Origin of the sequence: Streptomyces sp. NBC_00080 (assembly GCF_045041255.1) — a bacterium.
GTDB classification, from domain to species: domain Bacteria; phylum Actinomycetota; class Actinomycetes; order Streptomycetales; family Streptomycetaceae; genus Streptomyces; species Streptomyces coriariae.
In genome coordinates this window covers 468,976-492,540 of sequence record NZ_CP108235.1, presented here as the reverse complement: position 1 = coordinate 492,540, position 23,565 = coordinate 468,976, and the positions used below count along the sequence as shown (strand labels likewise).

Genomic DNA, 23,565 nt, shown 5'->3' with positions numbered 1-23,565 from the left:
TCACTGGAACGCCGCGTGGATCTCCTGCTCGGTCGCGGTGTGCGAGACGAGGAGGAGTTCGTCGCCGGGGCGGAGCCGCACCGCCGGATCCGGCACGGTCGGTTGTCCGTCGCGGACGATGGTGGCGACGACCGTCCCCTCGGGCAACGGGACGTCGCCCAGGGCACGGCCCGCCGTCCTGGACTGCGGTGTGATGGCCGTTTCGATGACGTCGACGCCGGCTTTGCTGAGCCGCAGGAGGGCGACCGTGTCGGTGGCCCCGGTGGCCTCCTCGATGAGGGAGATCAGCGGGGTGGCGGCGGGGACGGCGACGTCGACTCCCCAGCGCTCGTCGAACAGCCAGGCGTTGTCGGCGTCGTTGATCCGGGCGGCCACCCGGGACACCGAGAACTGCCGTTTGGCGAGCAGGCTGATGACGAGGTTGTCCTCGTCGTCCCCGGTGGTGGCGATGAGGAGGTCGGCGGTGAGAGCGCCGGCGTGTTCCAGCAGGGTGGGTTCGCACGCGTCCCCGGCGATGAGCCGCACCGGGACGCGCCCCTCCAGTTCGGCGACGCGGTCGTCGTCGACGTCGATCAGAGTGACCTCGTTGTGGGCGGCGGCGAGCACCTGGGCGATCTGGGTGCCGAGGCGTCCGGCACCGGCGATGATCACGTTCACGTCCCCAGCTCCTTGTCGAGAAAGCCGCGCAGCCTGCCCAGCGCGGTCGCGGCGACGGCGAAGGTGACCAGGTCGCCTACCAGCGCGGGCGTGCTGTGCGCGGGGATCAGGGAGCGGCCGGCGCGGGTGACCTCGACGACCCGGATCTCGCCGTCGACCTCGAACTCGGTCAGCGGCCGCCCGGTCAGATAGACCGGCAGTTCGGAGCGGTAGAGCAGGGTCTCGCCGTTGCCGAAGCTGATTTCGGGGGAGAGGTGGCGGTGCAGCAGCATCTGGTGGATCCGGTGGACCGTCCAGCGGACGCTGGTGATGGTGGGGATGCCGAGTTCGCGGTAGATGTCGGCGCGTCGGGGGTCGTAGATGCGGGCGAGGACGTTCGGTACCCGGTAGGTCTCCTTCGCCGTGCGCGCGCTGACGATGTTGCTGTTGTCCCCGGAGGTGACGGCGACGAAGGCGTCCGCGTGCTCGATACCGGCGGCCTCGAGCACGGCGCGGCTGTAGCCGTTGCCCTCGTGGAAGCGGATGCGGGGGCTGTCGGGCAGCCGCCGGGCCGCCTTGGGACGCCGGTCGACGACCTGCACGTCGTGCCCTTCGGAGGCGAGCAGACCGGCGAGGGTGGAGCCCACCCGTCCGCAGCCGACGACGATCACCTTCACTGTTGCGCTCCCTTCCGGTGGTCGGCGCGGCGGCGCAGCCACCACTTGCGGACCTCGTCCGCGATCAGGGGCAGGGTCCCGAGCCCGGCCAGGACCGCCCAGTCGGCGGCGTCGAGCGCGGCGGTGTTGAAGACGGCCTGCAGCAGCGGCACATAGCTGATGGCGGCCATGAGGGCGATGCCGAAGCCGCCGGCCGCCAGCAGGGCCGGATTGGACAGCAGCCCCACCTTCAGAATGCTCTGCCGGTCGGTGCGTACCGCGAGCGCGTTGAAGAACTGGCTGAGCACGATCCCGGCCTGGACCATGGTGATCGCCTCACGGTAGACGGGCGTGTCCTTGGTGAAGTCGTCGAACGGGATGCCCGAGGACCTGACGTGCCAGAAGAAGACGGCGGTGACGCACAGCGCCTGGATGCCGCCGAGGAACAGGATCCGCCCCACGACGGCGGCCGAGAACAGCCGTTCCCGGCGGGGGCGCGGCGGGCGCTCCATCACGTCGGGCTCGGGCGGCTCGGCGCCCAGGGCCAGGGCGGGCAGTACGTCGGAGCCCAGGTCGATCGCCAGGATCTGCACCGCGCTGATGGGCACCAGAGGGAAGCCGGCGAAGGTCGCCGCCAGGATCGGGACCAGCTCTCCGATGTTGTGGCTGAAGAGGTAGACGAGAAACTTGCGGATGTTCTGGTAGACCGCCCGGCCGAGCCGCACCGCCACCGCGATCGAGGCGAACGAGTCGTCGAGGAGCACCATCGAGGCCGCCTCACGGGCCACGTCGGTGCCCGACGCCCCCATCGCCACGCCGATGTCGGCGTGTTTGAGCGCGGGGGCGTCGTTCGCGCCGTCCCCGGTGACCGCCACCACCTCACCTCGCCGCTGGAAGGCGGTGACCACCCGCATCTTGTGCTCCGGGCTGACCCGGCACAGCAGCAGCTCGGACGGTTCGGCGATCAGTGCGTCGAGAGCCTCCTCGTCCATGGCGTCGAGCCGGGCGCCCGTCACCACGACGGGCTCCGGCCCCCGTACGATCCCCACCCGCCGCGCGACGGCCTCTCCGGTGAGCGGGTGATCGCCGGTGACCATGACGATGCGGATTCCCGCCCCGCGGCAGGCGGCGACCGCCTCGGCGACCTCCGGACGCGGCGGGTCCAGCATGCCGACCAGCCCCAGGAACGTGAGCCCCGACTCCGCCTCGTCCTGCGCGGGACGGGACCGGTCCAGCTCCCGCCGCGCGACGGCCAGCACCCGCAGCGCCTGCGAGGCCAGCTCGTCGCTCGCCGCGAGTGCCGTCGCTCGTTCCTCCTCGGTCAGTGGCCCGCGGTATTCCTCCCACTCCACGTCGGTGCAGCGCGCCAGCAGCTCCGCCGGCGCCCCCTTGACACACGCCTGGTAGCCCGCGCCGTTCTTGTGCACCGTGGTCATCAGCTTGCGGTCCGAGTCGAAGGGGAACTCGGTCACGCGCGGAGCAACCGACTCCTCCGCGCCCGGGTCGAGACCGGCCTTGACCGCGACGACGACCAGCGCGCCCTCCGTGGTGTCACCGAGCACCCGCCAGTGCTGCGCGTCCTCGGGCGGGATCAGACGGGCGTTGCAGCACAGGGCCGCCACCCGGAGCAGCTCGCGCACCGGCGCCGCGTCGGCGACCTCCCCGCCCGGGGCGTACCCCACCCCGGTCACCGCGTGCGCCGCACCCCCCGCCCACACCCGGGTGACGGTCATCTCGGCCTGTGTGAGTGTTCCGGTCTTGTCGGTGCACACCACGGTCGTCGACCCGAGCGCCTCCACCGCCAGCAGTTTCTTGATCAGAGCACGGCGGCGCGCCATCCGCCGTACGCCGATCGCCAGGGACACCGAGAGGGTGGCGGGCAGCCCTTCCGGCACCATCGCCACCATCACCCCCAGCGCGAACACGAACGCGGGCACCAGGGACTCCCCGGTGGGCAGCCGCACGGCGAACATCAGGGCGCCGATCGCCAGAGCCACCCCGGCCACCCGGCGCGCCATGGAGGCCACCTGGTGCTGGAGCGGGGTCTTCTGCTGCGGGGCCGCCGCGGCCAGCCGGTAGATCCGCCCGAACTCGGTCGTCACACCGGTGGCGTAGACCACGGCCCGTCCGGATCCGGCGACGACGTCGGTTCCCATGAACACGCAGTTGCGGGCTTCCAGCGGCGGCCCGGCCGCCACCGGGTCGGCCGTACGGCCCACGGCGTTGCTCTCGCCGGTCAACGGCGCGTTGTTCACCGTCAGCTCGTGCGCCTCGACCACCCGGCAGTCCGCCGGCACGGCGTCCCCGGCCTCCAGCACCACCACGTCGCCCGGCACCAGGTCCCGGGCGGGCACCTCCAGCCGCCTGCCGTCGCGCAGCACCCGACAGGCGTGGGGCACCATCGCCTCCAGCGCCTGGGCCGTCCGCTCGGCCGAGTACTCCTGCGCGAAACCGATGGCGGCGTTCAGCACCACGACGCCCAGGATCGCCACCGCGAGCTGAAGAGTGCCCACGTCACGCGGCTCTTCCAGCCAGTAGGCCAGGAAAGTGATCCCCGATGCGACCATCAGTACGACCGCGAAGAGGTCCGTGAACTGCGCCCCCAGCTGCCGCCACACGGGGCGGCGCCTCGTACGCGGCATCTCGTTGGCCCCGTACCGCTCCAGCCCCGCCCGTGCCCGATCCGCCGACAAGCCGCGCCGTGAGGTGCCCAGATCGGTGAACACCTCACCGGCGGCGAGTTCCCGTACCGGAGGACGCGGACCGGAACCGGACGTGGCGTCGACCGCCGCGTCTGTCCCCCCGCCCGGTACCAGCGGGTCCGTACCGGTACGCATCATCCGAACCCGTACGGCGCCGAGGCCCTCGGTTCCGGCGGAGCCGGTCGGATCGCGCGGAGGGCCTTGCGTGAGGCTTCCATCACGGACTCCAGTCGGTGCGGCGGCCGTTCCGCCGTCGTGGCGCGCCCGATCGGCGGCGCCCTCTCATCGTGGGACGGGGCGGCCGACACCACCAGGGCCGTATGGGGCAGGGAACCGGGCCGATCGCCGCCTCACACGGGGACCGTGATGACGGGGCAATGGGCGTGGTGCAGTACTCCCTGGCTCACCGAGCCCAGCAGCATGCCCGTGAAACCTCCGTGCCCGCGGGTTCCCACGACCAGGCCCAGCGCGTGTTCCGAGGCTTCCGTCAGGACCCGCACCGGGTGGCCGAGGACGACCTCGTGGTGCAGCTCCACTCCCGGATACCTCGCGGTCCGGCCCGCGACCGTCTCGGACAGCACCCGGCGGCACTCCCGCACAGCGGCGTCCTCGTCCAGGACACCGAGGAGCGGCGGATGCCACGCGTACAGGGCCCTCAGGGCCGCTCCGCGCAGGGCCGCCTCCTCGAACGCCAGGTCCACCGCCGCTGCCGCGTGCGGACTGCCGTCCACGCCGACGACGAAGTACGCGGGCTCCTGGGTGATGTGCTCCGGCTCCGGCACGACGACGACCGGGCAGGGAGCGTGGGCCGAGACAGGCAGCGCCACGGAGGCGGAGGTGAACATCTCGCGCCGGGTGCTCAGATGCCAGGAACCCACCACGACCAGCGAGGCGTTCCGTGCCTCCTCCCGCAGAACCCACGCCGGCTCTCCTTCCGCCAGCACCGTCGACACGTCCACCGTCGGCTGCCGGGACTCGACGAAGGCGACCGCCCCCTTGAGTACCTCGCCGCCCGCTTCGTGCAGCGTCCGGTTCCACTCCTCCCAGGACGGCAGTACCTCGCCCGACCGGTATCCGCCCGTCGGCACACCCTGGGCGTGGACGAGGCGCACCGGCAGGCGACGGCGTTCCGCCTCGTCGGCGGCCCAGGCGAGTGCCAGCCGCTTCGAGGGATCGGGGTCGACACCCACCACGATCGGCTCACGCCCGTGCGCACCGCTCATGCCACCTCCAGCGCTTTCCCGTGCCGCAGTTCCTTCACTGTTCCTTCCAGCGTGACCCCAGTCGTCGGGAGCCGCCACGGCACGGCCTCGCGGGGGCTGATCCGGCGGTTCGTGGCTTTGCGGTGCCAGGGCGAGTGGCCGTGGCGGCCGACGGCGCGATGTGCGGCCACCTGATGCGGGGCGTCGCAGCCTGGTGGAGCCTGGAAGGAGGGAGAGGGGGCGGTCGGCGGCAGGCCGGATCGGTCTGCGTCGGGTTGTGGAGGTGCCGTGATGGACCCGGTCGTCGTGGGAGTGGACGGCTCGCCGTCAAGCTTCGACGCGGTGCAGGTCGCGGCGGGTGAGGCCGGGATGCGAGGCGTGGGACTGCGGCTGGTGCACGCCTTCGGGTGGCCGTCGATGCATCTGCCGCCCGGCGGACCCCCGTGGAATCCGGCGATGGCGGGGGTACGGGAACTGGTGGACGGCACGCTGATCGAGGCTGAGGAGCGAGCCCGCAGAGCCGTGCCCCAGGTGGGTGTGGTGCGAGAGGTGGCCGTCGGCGAGCCGTTGATGGTGCTGGAGATCGAGTCGCGGACCGCCTCGCTCGTCGTGGTCGGCAGCCGGGGCCTGAGCGCGTTCGGCAGCCTGCTGCTCGGTTCCACCGCCGTGCATCTGGCCGCGCACGGCCGCTGCACGGTGCTGGTGGTGCGCGGTCGGCCCGACCCGAGCGGTCCCGTACTGCTGGCGGTCGACGGCTCACCGGCGGGCGAGGCAGCCGTCGGGTTCGCCTTCGCGGAGGCGTCGCTGCGCGGCGCGGACCTGGTGGCGCTGCACGTCTGGAACATCCGCAGCGAGCGGGCCCATGGGGTCCCCGGTGATCCGCTGAACGCGGTGGTGGACGTCGAGCTGCTCCGCCAGGAGGAGGAGCAGCAGTTGCTGGACGAGGCTTTGGCCCCGTGGCAGGAGAGTCATCCCCGGCTCGCCGTGGAGCGGCGTCTGATGCGTTCCCGTGTGCGCCCGGCCCTGATCGAGGCGACCCGCGACGCGCAGCTCGTCGTGGTCGGGGCCCGCGGCCATGGCGGCTTCACGGGCCTGCTCCTCGGCTCGGTCAGCCAGGCACTGCTGCACCACGCCCACTGCCCCGTCGCCGTCGTACGAGCCAGGGAGCGGCCATGACCGCAGGGCGGTTCGTGACGGATTCCGGGTGCCGCCGGGTCGCGGTGGCTGCAAGCTTGGTGGCCGCCGTGACCACGGCCAGGGCCGCGGCGGGCAGCACCGGCAGGTCACCGGAGCGGTCACTGATTGCAGTTGGGCAAGGGGGCGCCCGGCTCTTGAGCTGCTGGTGCACTTCCCTGGTGGACGGCAGCGGCGGTCTCGCTGCGGGATCGTCGGCAGCGCTCCGCCCGTCCGACGGATCCGGTCGGCGCTGGCGTCCTGGGGGCGGGGCAGGGAGGCTGGTACGGGAGCGTCGGCATCGCGACGACGTCGTCCGTAGGGGGAGGCGGCTTGCGACGTGCGGAACGCAGCCGGCTCCGATGACACCCCCATCGAAAGGGGAAGACCACATGAATCGGCGCGTCGTAGCAGCGATCGATGGTTCGCCGGCCGGCCTGGCGGCGGCGGACTGGGCGGCGCGGCAGGCTTTGTACCGCAATCTGCCGCTGTCCTTGGTTCATGTGAGTGCGGACCGTCCCTCCGGGGAGGCGACACGGGTCTCGACCGCCGCGCCGCGGGAAGGGGAGTCCTGGCTGATCTCTGAAGAGGCTCATCGGGACATGGTCCACAGCGAGCTGGACATCCTGGAGGTCCAGCTGGAGGGGGATCCGCGCAAGGTGCTTCTCCGTGAGGCGGCCGGTGCCGAAATGCTGGTACTCGGTTCGCGACCTCTCAGGAGTTCGGGAGGCTTTGTTCCCGGGGGCCTGGGGCTGCACCTGGCTGCTCATTCGGACGGGCCGGTGATCATCGTTCGGCAGCCTCAGGAGGCCGACGAGGGCCGTGTGAGGGAGCCCGTCCATGCCCCGATCATGGTGCTGGGCCTCGATACGGAGCATCGGGCCGACGACTTGGTTGACTTCGCCTTCCGCGCGGCACAGGCAGCCGGGGCCGGCCTCCGCATCGTCGGCGCGGCGGCTCCGCCGGTCTTCCCGCTTCACCATTTCGTGCCGGTGAGCCCCGAGGAGAGGGTGCGGCTGGAGGAGCACGCGCTCCCGGCGCTGGAACGAGCGCTTGAGGGATGGGCCGAGAAGTTCCCAGAGGTGCAGGTCGACACCGCGATCGTCTTGGGACACGCCGATGAAGTCCTCGTCGATGAGTCCCAGGGCGCGGACCTGATCATCGTGGGACGTCGGCGAACCGTTGGCCCTCATCGTCTCGGAGCGGTCGCGCACGCGGTGGTGCATCACGCGCCGTGCTCGGTCGCGGTGGTTCCGCACAACTGAATACGACACAGTTCCACTACCGACCCGAATTGCTGCGGCCGGACGCCGACGACTGCGGCGTCGAATCGGGCAAAGCCCAGCCAACGGACGGCAGCAGCGCGTCCGTGACGCCAGCGGTCCGACACCACCGGCGTCCTGTAGTGGCTCGGCTCACTCATGAGGGATGACGGCGACTGGGCAGCGCGCGTGGTGGACGGCGGCCTGGGCCACGGAGCCCAGGCGTGGTGCCGGGGCGTGGTGGCTGCGCCGGCCCACGATCAGGAGTTCGGCGCCCTCGGCGGCCGCTACGACGACCCTGGCGGGGCTTTCGAGGCGGATGCCGTCCGTCACGGCCACGCCCGGAAACTTCTCGCGCCAGGGGCGGAGGGCCTGGCTCAGGTGCTTCTGCACGTCCTGGATGATCTCCTGGGTCACGGTGTGGTCCACGCCCCACGGGGCGTACGCGTGGATCGGGATGGCGCGGCCGTGGACGGCGCGGAGGGGCACGCCCCGAGCTGCTGCGGTGGTGAATGCGAATTCGAGCAGGTCGTCGCACGGGCCGTGCAGTTTCAGCCCCACCACGACTTCGCCTGCCGCACCTGACTCAGGCGTCGAGGGCACTTCTGCACGCCTGTCGGCGCGTACGAGGACCACGGGCCGCTCGGCGCTTGCCACGACGGACATGCTGATGTCACCGAGGAAGTAGCTCTCCACCGTGGTCAGGCCGCGCGAGCCGAGCACGAGCATCTCCGACTCGGACGCCGCTTGGATCAGTGCGTCCTGCGCGTCGTCGGCGACCAGGCTGCTGACGACGGTGAGGCCCGGATGGCGCGCCTGGAGTTCCGTCCGGGCGTTGTGCACGAGCCGCTTCGCCCAGTAGTTCTGGTCGACTTCCGAGGCAACGGCGGTCGGTTCCGGCGCCAGTAGTGGCCACGCGTGCAGCAGGCGCAGGGTGAGTCTGCGCCGCTGGGCTTCGTCGGCGGCCCAGTGGGCAGCGGCGAGGCTCTCGGGTGAGCCGTCGAGGCCCACGGTGAGGACTCGTTCCATGGCGATTGCCTCCGTCTCGTACGAAGCTGGAGAGGACGGTGAGTGTGGCCGCTGTCCGCACTGCTGCGGTCTCGGTGAGTCTTCGGCCGTGCGGGCCGGCTGTGGGACGTAGTCGGCGCGGCGCGTGAGCATCTGTGCCGGCGTGTTGACCACGGCGCTTCTCCCTTGAGGAGTACCTCGGATCTCCTCGCGGCGCATGTGGTCCCGGAACGGCGGCGAACGGACGGACGGACGTGCAGTCCGGCATGAGGAGGAGGCGGAAGCAATGGCGGTGCCCCTGGTGGTCGGTATCGACGGGTCCGAGGCGAGCCTTGAGGCGGTGGACTGGGCGGCGGACGAGGCAGCTCGGCACGAGGTGCCGCTCCGTCTCCTGCACGCGGCGGCAGCGGGCCATGACGCGTCGGACCTGGTCGCCGCAGCCTCGGAGCGAGCCGCCAAGAGCGCTCCTGCTGTACGGCTGTCGAGTGAGGTGCTGTCCGAGGACGCGGCGTCCGCGCTGGTCGGCGAAGGACGCGACGCCCTCGCTCTGGTACTCGGGTCCAGAGGGCTCGGAGGTCTCGCCGGGCTGCTTCTGGGATCGGTCAGCCTGGCTGTGGCGGCCCGTGCCGACTGCCCGGTCGTCGTCGTGCGCGGCGGTGTGGAGCACCGGCACGGCCGGTTCGGGTGCGTCGTTGTCGGAGTCGAGGACGGGGAGGGCAGCGGTAGGGCCGTGGACTTCGCGTTCCGCGAGGCCCACGTGCGGGGCTGCCGGCTCCTGGCGGTGCACACCTGGAGTGTCCCGGTAGGGAATCCCGGGCCTCCGGGACTGTCCGGCTACGCTCTCCAAGCCCTCGATCGCCCGCCCGCCCAGGTGCTCGCCGACGCCTTGAGTGGCCCGGAACAGCGGTATCCGGACGTGCCGGTGAGCAGCGAGGTGGTCGAGGGCCCGGCACGACAGGCGCTCCTGAATGCCGCGTCGGCTGCTGATCTGCTCGTCGTCGGAGCCCGCAGACGGCATGGGCGTGTCGGTCTGCAGCTGGGCCTGGTCAACCATGCGGTGCTGCATCACGCGCCGTGTCCGATCGCGGTCGTTCCGCAGATATGACCAGGTGGGGCCCGGATGGGCTCAGTGCTACTCCGGTCGAGAGGCGGGTGAGAACCGTGCCCGACCACGTCGTGACCAGCGCCGACGCAGGCACCCGTCCACCCTTGTGGTCGGGCCGCACCGCGCTGACCGTTATCGCGCGCCCCCCGGTCCAGATGGAGTGGCGGACTCGCCGGTGAGTTGGGGCTCGACGTCCACGACGCCCTCCACCGCGCGCACGAGGCGCACCGCGACCGAGATGAGCGAGGTGTCGCGGATGTGTCCGCGGAGGGTGACGACTCCCTCGTGCACGTTCACGTGGATGGCGTGGCTGAGGGCCGGGAAGAGGTAGGACACCACGGTGCGGCGGACCTCCTCCTCGATGTCCTCGTCCGACCGAAGGAAGACCTTCAGCAGGTCGGCACGGCTGACGATGCCCTGGAGCATGCCGATGTCGTCGACCACGGGCAGACGTTTGACGTGCCGGACGGCCATGATCCTCGCGGCTTGGGCCAAGGTGGCACCGGGGTGGACCGTGACGGCGGGGGTGCTCATGAGCTCCCCGGCCGTCGACGCCCCGGCCTTGGCGACGTCGGACAGCCGTCGGCGTTGCTCGACGAGGCTCGGGTCGCTGTCACGGAACTCCTCCTTGGGCAGCAGGTCGGCCTCGGAGACCACACCGATCACGCGACCCTCGCCCTCCAGGACCGGCATGGCGCTGACGCTCCACTGCTCCATGGTCCGCACGATCTCCTTGAAGGGCGCGTCGCGTCCGACGGCCACGACCGTCTGGGTCATCACATCGCTCACGATGTGCGGAGTCTGCGGCACTTCGAAGCACCTCGTCTCGCTTCGTCAGGGAACCTCGCCCGCACCACGGGGCGCGTACAGGTCGAGCAGTCGCACCCGGGCGGACCTGAGCCGGCGCGCGAGCACGCCGGAGACATAGGTGCACAGTTCATGGTCCAGTCCCGGGTCCTGGGCGCACATCTCCCGCACGGGCGCCGCGTCGAACTCGTAGGCACGCACAGGGCTCGCGGCCTCGGCCCCCAGATGCCAGATATGGGGAGGGACCAGCCAGGACCAGCCCAGCAGCCTTCCGGCGCCGAGGCTCTCGACGACCACCGGCCGCCTCCCGGGCACCTGAAGGTCGAGAGCGACCATGCCTGTGTGGATGATCCAGAAGCGGTCGGCCTTGCCGCCCTCGTCGAAGATGCGCTCGCCTGCCGCGAACGACACCTCACGAGCGAGCGACATGAGCTGCTCGCGATGCTCCTTGGTCAGGGCGCCGAAAATGCCGGTCCTCGCAACCACGATGAACGTCCCTTCTCCGCGACCTCGAAGTGGAGACGGGCTCCTGTCCGGTCACGGACGTCTCATCATGCGGCCGATGCGAAAGCCATGGCGGGGGGTGGGACCCAGCGGCGTCCCGCTCCCAGCCGCATGACTCCACCATCGCCGCAAACCGGCGTGGCGCAACCCGGGCGGAAGCACCCCGAGAGCCGAAGCGCGTGTCGCGGTGGGTCCAGGCCGGTGCGACGCTATGCGCAGGGGACTCTCACAGTGGCTGGGAGGAAGGGCGGTGGGACGATGGAGCGCCCGCTGATCGTGGGGGTCGATGGATCGGATTCCAGCCTGGAGGCCGCGGACGAGTCGGCGCGCCGCCACGATGGCGGCCGACCGGGCCTGCGCCGTGCTGCACCTGGAGTCGTTCGGCAACCCGCGCTACGGGGAGTGGGACGAGGTTGCCCGCATGGCGTGTTCATCGTCGCCGAGGCCACCTGCTCGGCGGGCACCTGCTCGACGGGCACCGAGTTCGTCCTGGACGTCGGCGCGACCACCGGCACTCCGGCTGTTCCGCCGCCCGCCCGCTGGCGAGAACGCCGGGCTCCGCCGGCCCGGCCGCGTGGGACGGCGGGCGAGCCCGTCCAGGGAGAGAATGGCTTGGGACAGGCCACATGCAGACCCTTCGGTCCCCTGCACAACGGCTTCCTGGCCCTGGCTCTCGTGTGGCCGCGATGACAGCGTGAACGGTGCGGCCCGTCCAGCGTTACCGGAAGGGACATGGCCGAGGGCATTTGCAGCGATGCCGAGCCCACTCGTCGCAGCCCGTTACCCACGACGGCACGAGGCGGCAGGAGGAGCCATGAAGAACACCGCTGTAGGCAATGAGGTGATCGTCGGGATCGATCCGCGCCGGCAGTCCGTTCCGGCGCTCGCCTGGGCGGTCGACGAGGCTGTTCGCAGGAGGTTGCCCCTCCGTCTGGTCGTGGCGGTACCGCCCTTGCCCGGCGGGCAGCACATCGACGCACCCTGGCGTCGCACGATGCTCCAGGTCGAGGGCGAAGGCGCCCTTGCCGAGGCAGTCGCCACGGTACGGACGCTGCATTCGGAAGTGCCCCTGGCGACGGAACTGCTCGACGGCATGCCCTCGGTGACGCTCTGCCAGAAGGCGGCGCAGGCCAGGATGGTCGTCGTCGGTTCCCGTCGGCTCAGTCGACCGGAGGAGCTCTTCAGCGCGGGGTCGGTGGCCGTTCCGGTCAGTGCCCAAGCGGCCTGCCCGGTCGTCGTGGTCAGGGAGCCGGAGCACGCGGGGGAGCGGCATCCCCATCTCGTCGTGGGCGTCGACGGCAGCGAATCCTCCAGGATCGCCGTGGAGTTCGCCGTGGAAGAGGCCGCGCTGCATGGCGCTGCCCTGCGCGCCGTGTGGGTGTGGCGGCGGCCGGTGGTGTCTTTCGGCGACGAAGCGGTGGGGCTTGAGGAACGCCACCGGATCCTGTCCGAGACAGTAGCGGGATGGGCGGACAGGTACCCGGATGTGGAGATCACCCGTGAGGTACTGCGCGGCCATCCGGTGGAGGAACTGGCGCTCGCTTCGGGCGGCGCCCTTGTGGTCGTCGTCGGCAGACGCGGGCGCGGGGGGTACTCCGGGATGAGGCTGGGGTCGGTGGTTCATGGTCTGCTGCACCGGGCGGAGTGCCCGGTGATCACCGTGCCGGAGTCCCGGCACGGCTGAGCCGGGACTGGGCCGAAGAGTGAACCGGAGTCCAACGGAGAACTCACCTCATCCCGCGAGCCCGGCACCGCTCCGTTACCGGACGCCGGCGACACCGGCCTCAGCCACGGGGATGGAGCGCGTCGCCTGACTCGCTACGGTCCCGACGAAGTGGGCGCCGAAGGCGCCGTCCCCCTGTACGCACGAGTGACGGCCCAGCTCCCCGATCCGCTGATCACGATGCTGCCGGCCGCCATCGCCCTGGCGCCCGCCCGGGTGCCGCCCCGCCGCCCGGATCCCTCCGGGCAACCTGAAGCCGTCCGGGCGTGCCGCTCAGAACCGTGCGCCGACGTCAGCGCCGTTGCTGGGACGCAGGAAGGTGGAGGACGGGATGGCGCCGACGGCTGTCCTGGGGCCGGTGATCGTGCTCGCGTCGGTGCCGGCCAACGACCAGCTGCCGCCGAGGTTCCACGAGTTGCCGCTGCCGGTGGAGGCCGAGCCCAGCGAGGCGTTGGTGCCGTTGTCGGTCGCGAGGTTCTTCGTGAGCGTGCTGGAGGAACGGTCGAAGTCGAACCCGGTCTTCGTGTTGCGCCACGCGGTGCAGTGGTCGATCTTCATCGCGCCCGGGTTGCTGTTGTCGACGAAGCCGCCGGCGGAGTTGTCCCAGGCCATGCTGTTGCGCACGGTGTGGTTGGCGGCCACGCCGTTGCCGCCCATCTTGAAGCCGTTGCCGTCGCCCTGGTAGTCCGGCAGGTTCCACCGGTTGAAGCCATTGCCCCAGGCGAGGGTGTTCTCGACGAGGATCGGCGAGTTGTCGAACATCCAGAGGTCCAGGCCGTCGTCGGCGTTGTTCCACAGTCGGGCGCCGCGCACCACGTTGCCGCTGCCGGAACCTTCCTTGACGGCCAGGCCGTCGGCACTCTCGCCGTTCTTGCGCGGGTCGCGGTTGCCGTAACTGTCCAGGTTCAGGATCTGGTTGTTGCTGGAGGACCCTTGGAGATGGAACCCGGACTCGTAGTTGTCGCGGGTGACCAGGCGCTCGAAGACGTTGGAGCTGGTGTCCACGCCGAACACGCCGTAGGGGCCGTGGATGATTTCCAGGCCCGCCAGCCGCCAGTACTCCCCCTCGATATGGACTGCGCCGCGCTCGGGACGGGGGATGGTCGAGCCCACCGCGCCCGGCGTGTACGGCATGTTCTCGCCGTCGATGACCACGCGCTCGCTGTCGTAGTTGCGCAGAGTGATGGGCTGGCTTGCCGTGCCGCTCTTCAGCAGCTGGATGCTCGTGCCCGGTGCGTACGTTCCGCCCCGTATCCGGATCGTGGCCCCTGCCTGCGCCAGGTCCACCGCGCGCTGGATCGTCTTCAACGGGGCTGCGAGCGTCCCGGGGCCGCTGTCACTGCCGCTGGTTGACACGTAGAGGTCGGTCGCCTGCAGACGACTGCCTCTCTCGACGGCACGCTGTGCCGGACCGGCGTGCGCACCGGCACCCGAGGACAGGACGAGGAGGCCGGCCAGGAGTCCGGAGAGACCGGTGGACAGAGTGCTGGGTTTCAGGCGCATGGGTCGTCTCCTGGAGGTGGCGGCGCACGGGTGGCGGCAAGCGCTTGCTGCGGCGACGCTAGGAGTCCCGCTCTGGGCATGTCAACAGATGCGTACGTGATCCTTGTTCACATTCATGAATATATAACTGGCGTGGCTTGCCTGCGTCGCGTGTGGACCCGACTGGCCGGGGGATGCCGGAGACGATGCCTGCCCTCGTGAGACACGGATGTGCCAGGGCGGCAGGGAGATTCTGCGGAACGGGGCACGCAGGGCGACCCGACAAGGCAGAAGCCCATCAGGAGCCCGTCATGGCGCGCCGCCGAGCGGCCGGACGGCGGCGACCCCGTCCTCACCAACGCACGCGCAGAGGCACGCGGCCGCCGCTGACCTTGTGACCCAGCAGGATCAATAGGACGTCGTACGGGACTTCAGATAGTCCTTCAGGAAGGCGTACTTGGCGTCGCTGTCGGCCGCCGGGAGAGTCTCGAAGTGGTCGCCGAGTTCCATGGAGAGCGGCTTCGTCGTGCGCAGGGCGGGCCAGGCGGGCAGGGAAGGGCCGTTGGGGTTGCCGGTGGCCACGAAGTTCGCGACGTACGAGGATGTGGTGTCCGCGATCACGTGGTCCGCGTCGGTCCAGGGGCGGTCGGTGCCGTAGAGGTTGCCGAAGAGGTAGTACTTCTCCGCACCGTGGTAGGCCCCCGCGCCGTTCGCGGGCTCGATCGGGTTGGTGGTGTCGGAGCCCGGAGGGACGCGGGTCCACCAGTAGTTGTAGATCGGGCTGCGGTTCCCGGCGGCGTTGCGGAACTGGGTGCCCCACAGGTAGGTCGAGACGCGTTCCTCGTCCCGTGCGTAGTTGTTGTACTGCGCGGCAGCCTCGGTGTCGGTGCTCGCCGGGTAGAGCGCCAGGAACTCCGCCGCCCGGTCGCCGAAGGTGGTGTCCGCGTACGCGTGGTACTGGGCGACGGTCATCGCGAGGGTCGGTGAGGCGCCGTTCTCGTCCTTGTTGTTGCCGGTCAGGACCGGCACGTCCGCCTCGGCTCCGGACTCCATGGCGGCGGTGTAGGTGGTCGGCAGGACATAGCCGTCCAGGACGTTGCCGAAATCGGTGCCGGTGGCCGGCGCGCCGGGCGCGTACACCTTCGTCACGATCTCGTCGGCGGTCAGCGCTCGCAGGTCCGCCGCCGAGGACGCTCCCATGTAGTCGGCAAACGCGGTTCCGTTGGCCTCGGCCACCGCCAGCGTGTCGTAGCCGCCCGCCACCCGGCCGAGCGCCGGGTCCTTGGTGTACTGCACGCCGGCCGCGAGCAGCGCGCGGTGGTACAGGCCCCGGGCCAGCCGCGAGATCATCAGGATGTTGACGAACGACGAGCCGTGCGACCAGCCGGCGATGGTCACCCGGTCCGGGTCGCCGCCGAACGCGGCGATGTTGCTCCGGATCCATTTCAGTGCCGCGACCGTGTCCAGCACGCCCCAGTTGCCGGAGCCGCCGTGTCCACCCTCCGCGCTCAGCTCGGGGTGGGCGAGGTTGCCGAAGGCGCCGACGCGGTGGTTGTAGGTGACGACGACCGCGCCCTTGGCTGCGAGGTTGGCGCCGTCGTAGACCGGCTGTGAGGCCCACATGGCGGAGTTGCGGCCGCCGTAGATCCATACGAACACCGGGCGGCGCTCACTCGAACCGATCGCGCCCGTCCAGATGTTGAGGTTCAGACAGTCCTCGCTCAGCGGCGGCACCTTGTCGGCTGCGATGCCGGTGACCGGCTGGGGGCAGGCGGCGCCCCAGGCATCGGCGGCGCGTACGCCCTTCCAGGACGGCGCGGGCCGCGGCGCGCGCCAGCGGTTCGCGCCGGCGGTCGAGGCCGCGTAGGGGATGCCCTTGTAGACGGTGATTCCGTCCAGGGCGGCCGGGACACCGGTCACCAGGCCGGAGCGGGTACGTACCGGACGATCGGCGGCGACGTGGGAGGCGGCCGACGCCGGCTCGGCCGTCAGACCGCCCAGCAACGTGGCGCCGACCGCGGCGCCGACAGCGCTCCCGAGGAAACCGCGGCGGCCGATGCCCTCGGTGTCGTGGTCGGGGTGGGGGAGGGGGACGTCTCTCGGGCTCACAGGGGCTCCCTGACGGAATGGCGGAGTGGACGTCTCAGGTGCACGGCTCGACGTCCGTCCCGCCTGCGGTGGGGTCGCCTCATGCTGTTGGCGTTCAACAACCGAAACAAGCGGTGTCACTCGGACTCACAGCTTTCGCAGCGCACCCTCAAGTTGCACCCCGTGGGATTGACAGCGCCCGGCTCTGCTCGGCGAACGGCTCGCCGACGACGCGGTGCGGGTCGCCGAGCGGATCCGCACCACCTCCGCGGATCCGCGCCGCCGCCGCCGCGACCTTGCGTGTACTCCACGACCGGGTGACGGCCTCCGGCCGGGGACAAGGCCCGGCCCCCGTCGTCGTCACCCGCATCGGTGACACCGTCCTCGTCTGTGTACAGGCGGAGTCGAACGCCCTCGCCGGCCTGGCTGTCACGGCTGCCGCACCCGTGCCCCGCCACCTGTGGCGCCGCTGTGCCGAACGGTGCCGCCAAGTACAGGGCGGAGGCCATGAGTTACGGCCGGATCACCTATGGAGTCCGTCCCTCTGCTGTCGTCGTGCGCTCGGCCCCCCGGGACGCCGGCTGTGGCCGACTTCCAGGATCACGGCCGGCGGTGGGCGTGGGGAACGCTCCCTCGGGTGCGCTCCCCACGGTTCGGTCGGTCAGCAGGTCGAGTTGGTCTGGGTCAGGAGGCCGAGCCGCCAGGGGAGGAGGTTGTAGTCACCGCCGGCGTTGGGATTCAGGCCCTGGTAGAGGTACTGGAGCCGGCAGGCCGGAATGGTGAGTGTCTGGTCGTAGCCCGCGCGGATCATCTCGCCGTGGCTGATGTCCCGGGTCCAGGCGCCCGCGGGGAAACTGACGTTGTTCGCCCGGGCGAAGGGATTGCCCTCGGACGCGGCGAGCTGCGTCCAGGAGCCGGCGAGACCGGCGGCGGTCCAGGAACGGAAGTAGCGCCGTCCGTCGGAACCGATGGCCTCGACGAGGAGCAGATACTGGCTGCTGCCTTGCACCTTGTACACGTTGCTCGCTTCGAACAACGCGTTCTTCGAGTCCTGCAGTGCGATGACCGTGTTCGTGAAGCCGTTCGGGAACTGGCCGACGGTCGTCTGCGAGCGGTACAGGTGTCCGTTGTCGTCGGAGGAGAACAGGTAGCAGTTGGCGCTGTCGCAGATCACCCACATGTCGACCCAGTAGCCGTTGCCGATGTTCTGGCGGATGATGTCCGGCATCGACGAGTAGAAGTTGCGCGGGGCGCTCCACCCGTCGGGGTTGCTGATGTCGGGGTTGGTGGAGTACGACGCGTTGCCGGTCTGGTAGACGAGGTACCACAGGCGCTGCGGCGCGTTGTAGAACACCTGTGGCGCGGCACGGTATCCGGTGCCGATCGCGGTGCGGTCGAGGTAGTGATGGGTGGCCGAGCCGGCCTGCGACCAGTCCCCGAAGTTCAGGTAGACCAGGTTGTAGCCGGAGGAGCTCGCGGTACTGGCGAACACGTGGTACTTGCCGTTGTAGTGGACGACCGTCGGGTCCTTGATGCCGGCGATGTTGTGGGTCGAGTCCGACTTGGGCGCGATCAGCTGACCGCTGGAGCTCCACGAGTAACTGCCGGGCAGGGCTCGCGTGTCAGGGGTACCGCGCGTGGTGGTGGCGGGCGTGCCGCCCAGGGTCGTCAGCGCCGAGTTGTACGCCGGCTTCTTGTTGCCGTTGCGGTCGAACAGCAACGGGTTCTCCCCGCTGCGCCAGGAGTCGCTGTCGCGGATGCCCCAGACCGTGATGCCGGTGCAGCGCGTGACGTTCATACAGGCCCTGACCGTGTTCGCGTACGCGGTCGGTGACGCCTGCGCGATGTCCAGTTCGGTGATCTGGACGTCCACGCCGAGGGCGGCGAAGCTCGACAGCGTCGTCTGGAAGCTGCCGGGGGGACCGCCGGCGCCGAAGTGGGCCTGGAGGCCGACGCAGTCGATGGGCACGCCGCGTGCCTTGAAGTCGCGCACCATGCGGTAGACGCCCTGGGTCTTGGCGGCGTTCCAGTCCTCGATGTTGTAGTCGTTGTAGCAGAGCTTGGCCGCCGGGTCGGCCGCACGGGCCGTGCGGAACGCCTGCTCCAGGAAGCCGTCGCCCAGCACGTCCCGGAAGACCGAGCTGCGCAGCCCGCCGCTGGAGCCGTCGGCGAAGGCCTCGTTGACCACGTCCCAGGAGTGGATCCGGCCCTTGTAGTGAGTCATCACGGTGGTGATGTGGTTGTTCATCACGCCGCGCAGGGTGCCCGCGTCCCTGATCGAGCTCACCCAGCCGGGCAGTTGGGAGTGCCACACCAGGGTGTGGCCGCGCATGCGCTGACCGTGGGACGTCGCGCGGTTGACGATCTGGTCCCCAGGGCCGAAGTTGAACGAGCCGCGGGACGGCTCGATCGTGTCCCACTTCATCTCGTTCTCGGGTGTGACCGAGTTGAACTCACGGTCCAGGATGCCGGTGTACGTTCCGTCGCCGAGCCGTCCCGCGGCCACGGCGGTTCCGAAGTACCGTCCGGACTGGGCCGCCTGGGCGCCCAGGGTGGAGGCCCGAACGGCCTCGGGCGCGTCGGGCGCGCCGGTCGCGGTCCCGGGTGTCGCCAGGACGGTCGCGGCCAGCAGGCCCAGGACCGAGGCCCGGCGACAACCGAGCCGTTTCAACGGATTCATGGTTCTCCTCGTGGGGTGGTGGGGGGTTGCGTGGTGCGATCGGTGGACCTCGTCAGGGCGTGGTCAGCTCGAACCGTGTGAAGCGGACCGCGCCGCCGAGTACCTGGGTGGCGTGGTGGAAGAGGGCGAATCGGTAGCCCATGAAGAACCGCCAGTCGTTGCCGAGGGAGAAGGCCGGTCCGAGGCGGGTGAAGGTGGTGCCGTCGGTGCTGTAGGAGAAGGTGCCGAGGCGTCCGGTGCCGGGACGGATGTCCGCGCTCGCGCGCAGCCAGACGCGGCTGCCCGAGACGGCCGCGCTCGCGGCCTCGGTGCCGGTGCCGGTGGTGTTCCAGTCGGTGTCCATGGTCAGCCCGTTGACCATGGACACCCGCGTCCCGGCGGCGTCGCGCTTGACGCCGATCCACGCGGAGGAGTCACGCAGCAGGGCGAGTCCGGCCCGGTCGCCGTTGCGCATCCCGGAGTGGTCGAGCTGGACCGTGGCGGTGGAGGTGGGGCCCTGGATGCGGTGCGTGAGGGTGTTGCGGGCCCGGTAGAGGTCGTCGGTGACGGTCGCGGTCCGCAGGGTCAGCCCGTTGTTCACCGACCATCTGGTGTTGTCCGGGTTGTGGTTCCACTCCCATCTCGGCTTGAGGACCGTGCCGTCGAAGGTGTCGACGCCGGTCATGGGCGTGACCTGGCGGGGCGGAGGCGGCACGATCGGGCCGGGATACGAGGTACCCCACGCGCCGTTGACGAGTTGCACGACCGGCCAGCCGTCCGCGGTCCAGGTGACCGGCGCCAGGGCGGGCATCCGGCCACCGGGGTACGCGTCGACGAACGCCAGGTAGTACCAGGCGCCGCCCTGCGTCTGCACCAGCCCGCCCTGGTGGGGGACCCCACCGCCGGCGATCGGCCCGGGCAGGTCGAGGAGGACCTGCCGCAGCGTGTAGGGACCGAAGGGGCCGCTCGACGATTTGAGGATGTACTGGCCGTTCGCGGGGCGGGTCAGGAAGATGTAGTACTGCCCGTTGATCTTGTAGAAGCGGGAGCCCTCAAGGGTGCCGACGCTCGACGGAGCGGTGAACACCTGCTGCGTGCGGACCTGGTTGCGGCCGTCGGGCGACAACTGGGCCACGCTGATCGTGGTGTTCCCGTACGCCACGTACAGGGTGTCGTCACCGTCGACGAGCAGCCCCGCGTCGTAGTACGGCGTGCTGATCGTCGTGAGCCGGCTCCACGGCCCCTCGGCGGCGGTCGCCGTGTAGACGTACGTCCTGGCGAAGTCGATCTGGCCGATCCAGTAGAACGTCCTGTTGCTCGGCCGGTAGGCCAGCGACGAAGCCCAGATGCCCCGTACGTAGCCGCGGGCACCGTTCAGGTCGTACTTGGCGCCGAAGTCGAGCACGGGCACCGAGTGACCGGCGATCTCCCAGTCGACCAGGTCGTACGACCGCAGGACGGGCGCGCCCGGCGAGTAGTGCATGGTCGAGGCCGAGGCGTAGAAGGTGTCGCCGACGCGGATGACGTCGATGTCCGCGAAGTCCTGCCAGATCACCGGGTTCGTGAAGGCCGCCGCGGTCGCGAGGGCCGGCCCCTGGGCGGAGCCGGTTCCGTGCGCCGCTGCGGGAGGAAGCAGGGCACCGACGGTCAGGCCGGTGGCGGTCGTCAGTGCGCGGCGACGGGACAGGATGTGATGAGTCCATGACATCTGCACGGGTGGCGTTCTCCTTCTGTGGCCCAGCCGTTGAGGGTGGGAGTTGCCCGGAGGTGCCCTGCTGGTGCGCGCGAGCGGCCGCTCTGTATACGAGATTTCGAACGAGGATCGGCTTGTCGAGCATTCTGGATGATAGGAGGCCGGGGAATCCCGTCAATACCTCGCGCATGAATCGTCAGAATTCTCGAAACATTCGGAACTTCTGATGCGGTGTCACCGCTGGTCAATTGCCCGGATGGTGCAGATGCGCCACCTTCCGCGTGTCTGTATGGCCAGATCGTTGAGGGGGTTCGACGATGAGGTTGACATCCTCGATCGCCTCCCTGACGTTCGAGAGGTCGTCAGTTTCCGAATGGCCAACGAAATTTCGAACCGACCTTCCCTCTCCGGTGGTGTCATGGACGTGACGTAGATGTTCATGTCGGGCCGTCGCGACCACATTGTTGGTTAAGGTGACGAGAAGTGACGGAATCCGATGCCCTTGACCAGGCGACGGACAGACCGACGAGCTCGGTCCAGCAGTGCGCGGCCCGTACATCCGACGATCCGGCCGAGTGGGCGGACGGCAGCGGGCAGGGCTCGGGGACGGGGCATCGCGATAGCGGCGGGCGGCACGGGGTCCGCCCCGACGGGAGGGCGCGGTGCATCGCATCTGCCGGATGGACAGCGACGGCGTGCGGCGGGTGGCGCACGCACGCGTCGGCTCGGGCGGTGGCGGCCGCGACGAGGGCCTGGCGCAGGGGAATCAGGAAGCCGACGCAGGTCGACCGGACGAGGTGGCCGGGTGACCGGCCGTGCGGCGCCCGCGGTGCTGCCTCCGGCGCTGCGCGGGTGGCTCGGGCTGATCGGGGCCCTCGCCGCGCTGGTGGTCGTCGCCCTCGGGGTCCGGTACGCCGGCCACGGCGAGCCCGGCAGGGTGGACACGTGGATCATCCGGCCGACGGCGGACAGCGTGCGGCCGCCGTGGCGGCACGTCGCTCTGGCCACGGACTTCCTGGGAGAGCCCGCCGGAGCGGCGATGCTGGTCGTGGCCGCCGTGACGGGCTGCCTGCTGCTTCGGCGACCTCGCGCAGCGGTGCTCGTCGTTGCCGGCGTCGGCACGGCCGTGGTGACGGCGACGCTGCTCAAGTCCCTGGTGGGACGCACCATCCACGGCGAAGGCAACCTGTCCTACCCCAGCGGGCACACCGCGTTCCTCACCGCGCTCGCCCTCGTGATGGCGCTGCTCACGACCGGCCGGCTCGACCTCGGCAGGACGGCCGGCACGGTGCTCGTGCTGGCCGCGGCGCTGGTCGCCGGCGCCGCCATGGGCTGGGCGCAGGTCGCCCTGGGCGCGCACTACCCGACCGACGTCCTAGGGGGATGGTGCACCGCGCTGGCGGTGGTGCCGACGACCGCGTGGCTGGTCGACCGGACGGCCGACCGGCTGGGCGACGGGCCGGCCGACCGGACTGTCGACCGCATGGCCGACGCCGGTCGGCGGGAGCGCCGCTGACGTCACGTCACGTCACGCCAAGCGGCGGAATACGGGTTTCACCGGTCGTCCCGCCAGCCAGGGAGCGGGGTCGGCGGCGTCCAGCGCCTTCCGGTACACCGCACATGCCTGGGCCACCACGTCGACGGTGCGATCGATGTCGGCTTCGTCGAGCGCGCTGCTCACCACGAACGACGGGGCCAGCACCCCGCCCGCGAGGAGCCGGCGCAGGAACAGGGTGCGGTACTGCTGCGACGGCTGCCCGTGCTCGTCGAGGGTGGCGAAGACCAGGTTGCTCGGCCGGCCCCGGACGACGATGTGCTCGCCCACTCCCATGCCGGCCGCGACGTCGCGGACACCGGCGGCCAGCCGCTCGCCGAGGGCGTGCAGCCGCGCGGTGACGCCCTCCTCGACGTAGGTGGTCTGCACGGCCATGGCGGCTGCCAGGGAGTGCGTTTCGGCACCGTGGGTGGTGGACAGGAGGAACACCCGGTCGCCGGAGTGGCGCAGTCCGCCGAGCTCCATCAGATCGCGGCGCCCGGCCAGCGCGGAGACGGCGAATCCGTTGCCCAGCGCCTTGCCGAACGTGGAGAGGTCGGGGACGACGCCGTACAGGCCCTGGGCGCCCGCCTCGGACCAGCGGAAGCCGGTGATCATCTCGTCGAAGATCAGTACGCAGCCGTGCCGGTCGGCCAGCTCGCGCAGTCCGGCGAGGTACCCGGGCGGCGGCTCGGTGTGGGTGGCCGGTTCGAGGATCAGACAGGCGACCTCGTCCTGGTACCGGGTGAGCAGTTCCTCCGTGGCGGCCAGGTCCCCGTAAGGGAACGCCACCGTGAGCTCGGTGGTCGCCGCCGGAATACCGGCGGACATCGGCGTGGTGCCGATGAACCAGTCGTCGACGGAGAAGAACGGATGGTCGGCGCAGAGGGCCACCCGCGGGCGCCCGGTGGCGGCGCGGGCGAGGCGCACCGCGGCGGTGGTGGCGTCGGAGCCGTTCTTCGCGAACTTCACCATCTCGGCGGTCGGCACCGTGGCCAGGAAGCGCTCCGCGGCTTCGACCTCCATGATGGACGGCCGGACGAAGTTGCTGCCGCGGTCGAGTTCGCGTCGCACCGCCTCGATGACGCGTGGGTGGGCGTGGCCGAGACTGACCGACCGCAGGCCTGAGCCGTACTCGATGTAGCGGTTGCCGTCGATGTCCCACACGTGGGCGCCGCGGCCGTGGCTGATGACCGGGGCCAGGTTCTCGGGGTACTGGTCGTCGCCCTTGGCGTAGGTGTGCGCGCCCCCCGGGATCAGGGCGTGCAGCCGCTCGTTCGCCGTCAGCGACCGGGGCAGGAGAAGCTCTGCGGTGTGTTGGGTGTCCACGC

General features: G+C 70.6%; 18 protein-coding genes. 6 read left to right on the top strand and 12 right to left on the bottom strand.

What is annotated here, in order from left to right:
- From OHU34_RS02180 to OHU34_RS02165, 4 genes are all read right to left on the bottom strand, one after another.
- A complete protein-coding gene (locus tag OHU34_RS02180; RefSeq protein ID WP_142270453.1) occupies positions 1-657 on the bottom strand; it encodes a TrkA family potassium uptake protein in 657 nt (218 codons plus the stop codon).
- A complete protein-coding gene (locus OHU34_RS02175; RefSeq protein ID WP_230196759.1) occupies positions 654-1,313 on the bottom strand; it encodes a TrkA family potassium uptake protein in 660 nt (219 codons plus the stop codon). The genes OHU34_RS02180 and OHU34_RS02175 overlap by 4 nt, the downstream gene beginning before the upstream one ends.
- On the bottom strand, positions 1,310-4,129 hold the full coding sequence (locus tag OHU34_RS02170) for a cation-transporting P-type ATPase (protein WP_308285942.1): 2,820 nt from the start codon (positions 4,127-4,129) through the stop codon (positions 1,310-1,312). Before OHU34_RS02170 ends, OHU34_RS02175 begins: the two co-directional genes overlap by 4 nt.
- A 215-nt stretch (positions 4,130-4,344) precedes the next feature.
- Positions 4,345-5,217, bottom strand: coding sequence for a universal stress protein (locus OHU34_RS02165; RefSeq protein ID WP_142270456.1), 873 nt, complete (start codon positions 5,215-5,217; stop codon positions 4,345-4,347).
- Positions 5,218-5,484: 267 nt separating this feature from the next.
- Between OHU34_RS02165 and OHU34_RS02160 the strand changes: the two genes are divergently transcribed.
- Both OHU34_RS02160 and OHU34_RS02155 read left to right on the top strand, forming a co-directional pair.
- Positions 5,485-6,372 (top strand): universal stress protein, encoded by an 888-nt coding sequence (locus tag OHU34_RS02160; RefSeq protein ID WP_405764280.1) that lies wholly within the window; start codon positions 5,485-5,487, stop codon positions 6,370-6,372.
- 389 nt (positions 6,373-6,761) lie between these two features.
- On the top strand, positions 6,762-7,634 hold the full coding sequence (locus tag OHU34_RS02155) for a universal stress protein (RefSeq protein ID WP_405764277.1): 873 nt from the start codon (positions 6,762-6,764) through the stop codon (positions 7,632-7,634).
- 150 nt (positions 7,635-7,784) lie between these two features.
- On the opposite strand, the gene OHU34_RS02150 is transcribed toward OHU34_RS02155, so the two are convergent.
- Entirely contained in the window at positions 7,785-8,660 is an 876-nt protein-coding gene (locus OHU34_RS02150; RefSeq protein ID WP_142270459.1) for a universal stress protein, read from the bottom strand.
- A gap of 265 nt (positions 8,661-8,925) precedes the next feature.
- Here OHU34_RS02150 and OHU34_RS02145 point away from each other — a divergent pair, with 265 nt between their 5' ends.
- Positions 8,926-9,744, top strand: coding sequence for a universal stress protein (locus OHU34_RS02145; protein ID WP_142270460.1), 819 nt, complete (start codon positions 8,926-8,928; stop codon positions 9,742-9,744).
- 132 nt (positions 9,745-9,876) lie between these two features.
- Here the strand turns inward: OHU34_RS02145 and OHU34_RS02140 are convergent, their stop codons facing one another.
- A complete protein-coding gene (locus OHU34_RS02140) occupies positions 9,877-10,554 on the bottom strand; it encodes a CBS domain-containing protein (protein WP_142270461.1) in 678 nt (225 codons plus the stop codon).
- A 24-nt stretch (positions 10,555-10,578) separates the two neighbouring features.
- Positions 10,579-10,980, bottom strand: coding sequence for a Crp/Fnr family transcriptional regulator (locus OHU34_RS02135; RefSeq protein WP_142270600.1), 402 nt, complete (start codon positions 10,978-10,980; stop codon positions 10,579-10,581).
- A gap of 889 nt (positions 10,981-11,869) precedes the next feature.
- On the opposite strand from OHU34_RS02135, the gene OHU34_RS02130 reads away from it, so the two are divergent.
- The gene (locus OHU34_RS02130; RefSeq protein WP_142270463.1) at positions 11,870-12,739 is read left to right on the top strand and encodes a universal stress protein; all 870 of its coding nucleotides are present in this window, start codon (positions 11,870-11,872) and stop codon (positions 12,737-12,739) included.
- A 312-nt stretch (positions 12,740-13,051) separates the two neighbouring features.
- Here the strand turns inward: OHU34_RS02130 and OHU34_RS02125 are convergent, their stop codons facing one another.
- The 4 genes from OHU34_RS02125 to OHU34_RS02110 all read right to left on the bottom strand — a co-directional run bounded on the left by OHU34_RS02125 (position 13,052) and on the right by OHU34_RS02110 (position 20,715).
- Complete coding sequence (locus OHU34_RS02125; RefSeq protein WP_142270464.1) at positions 13,052-14,281, bottom strand: right-handed parallel beta-helix repeat-containing protein; 1,230 nt, start codon at positions 14,279-14,281, stop codon at positions 13,052-13,054.
- A 387-nt stretch (positions 14,282-14,668) separates the two neighbouring features.
- Positions 14,669-16,369: a carboxylesterase/lipase family protein gene (locus OHU34_RS02120; RefSeq protein ID WP_405764271.1), complete on the bottom strand. Its 1,701-nt coding sequence runs from the start codon at positions 16,367-16,369 to the stop codon at positions 14,669-14,671.
- A 640-nt stretch (positions 16,370-17,009) separates the two neighbouring features.
- The gene (locus OHU34_RS02115; RefSeq protein WP_405764269.1) at positions 17,010-19,028 is read right to left on the bottom strand and encodes a non-reducing end alpha-L-arabinofuranosidase family hydrolase; all 2,019 of its coding nucleotides are present in this window, start codon (positions 19,026-19,028) and stop codon (positions 17,010-17,012) included.
- Positions 19,029-19,080: 52 nt separating this feature from the next.
- Complete coding sequence (locus OHU34_RS02110; RefSeq protein ID WP_405772125.1) at positions 19,081-20,715, bottom strand: glycoside hydrolase 43 family protein; 1,635 nt, start codon at positions 20,713-20,715, stop codon at positions 19,081-19,083.
- A 647-nt stretch (positions 20,716-21,362) separates the two neighbouring features.
- Between OHU34_RS02110 and OHU34_RS02105 the strand changes: the two genes are divergently transcribed.
- Positions 21,363-21,509 (top strand): hypothetical protein, encoded by a 147-nt coding sequence (locus tag OHU34_RS02105; protein WP_160160079.1) that lies wholly within the window; start codon positions 21,363-21,365, stop codon positions 21,507-21,509.
- Positions 21,506-22,216 carry a phosphatase PAP2 family protein gene (locus tag OHU34_RS02100; protein WP_230196770.1) on the top strand — a complete coding sequence of 237 codons (711 nt, stop codon included), beginning with the start codon at positions 21,506-21,508 and terminating at the stop codon, positions 22,214-22,216. The genes OHU34_RS02105 and OHU34_RS02100 overlap by 4 nt, the downstream gene beginning before the upstream one ends.
- 12 nt (positions 22,217-22,228) lie before the next feature.
- On the opposite strand, the gene OHU34_RS02095 is transcribed toward OHU34_RS02100, so the two are convergent.
- Positions 22,229-23,563 carry a glutamate-1-semialdehyde 2,1-aminomutase gene (locus tag OHU34_RS02095; RefSeq protein ID WP_405764264.1) on the bottom strand — a complete coding sequence of 445 codons (1,335 nt, stop codon included), beginning with the start codon at positions 23,561-23,563 and terminating at the stop codon, positions 22,229-22,231.
- Between the last annotated feature and the right edge of the window lie 2 nt (positions 23,564-23,565).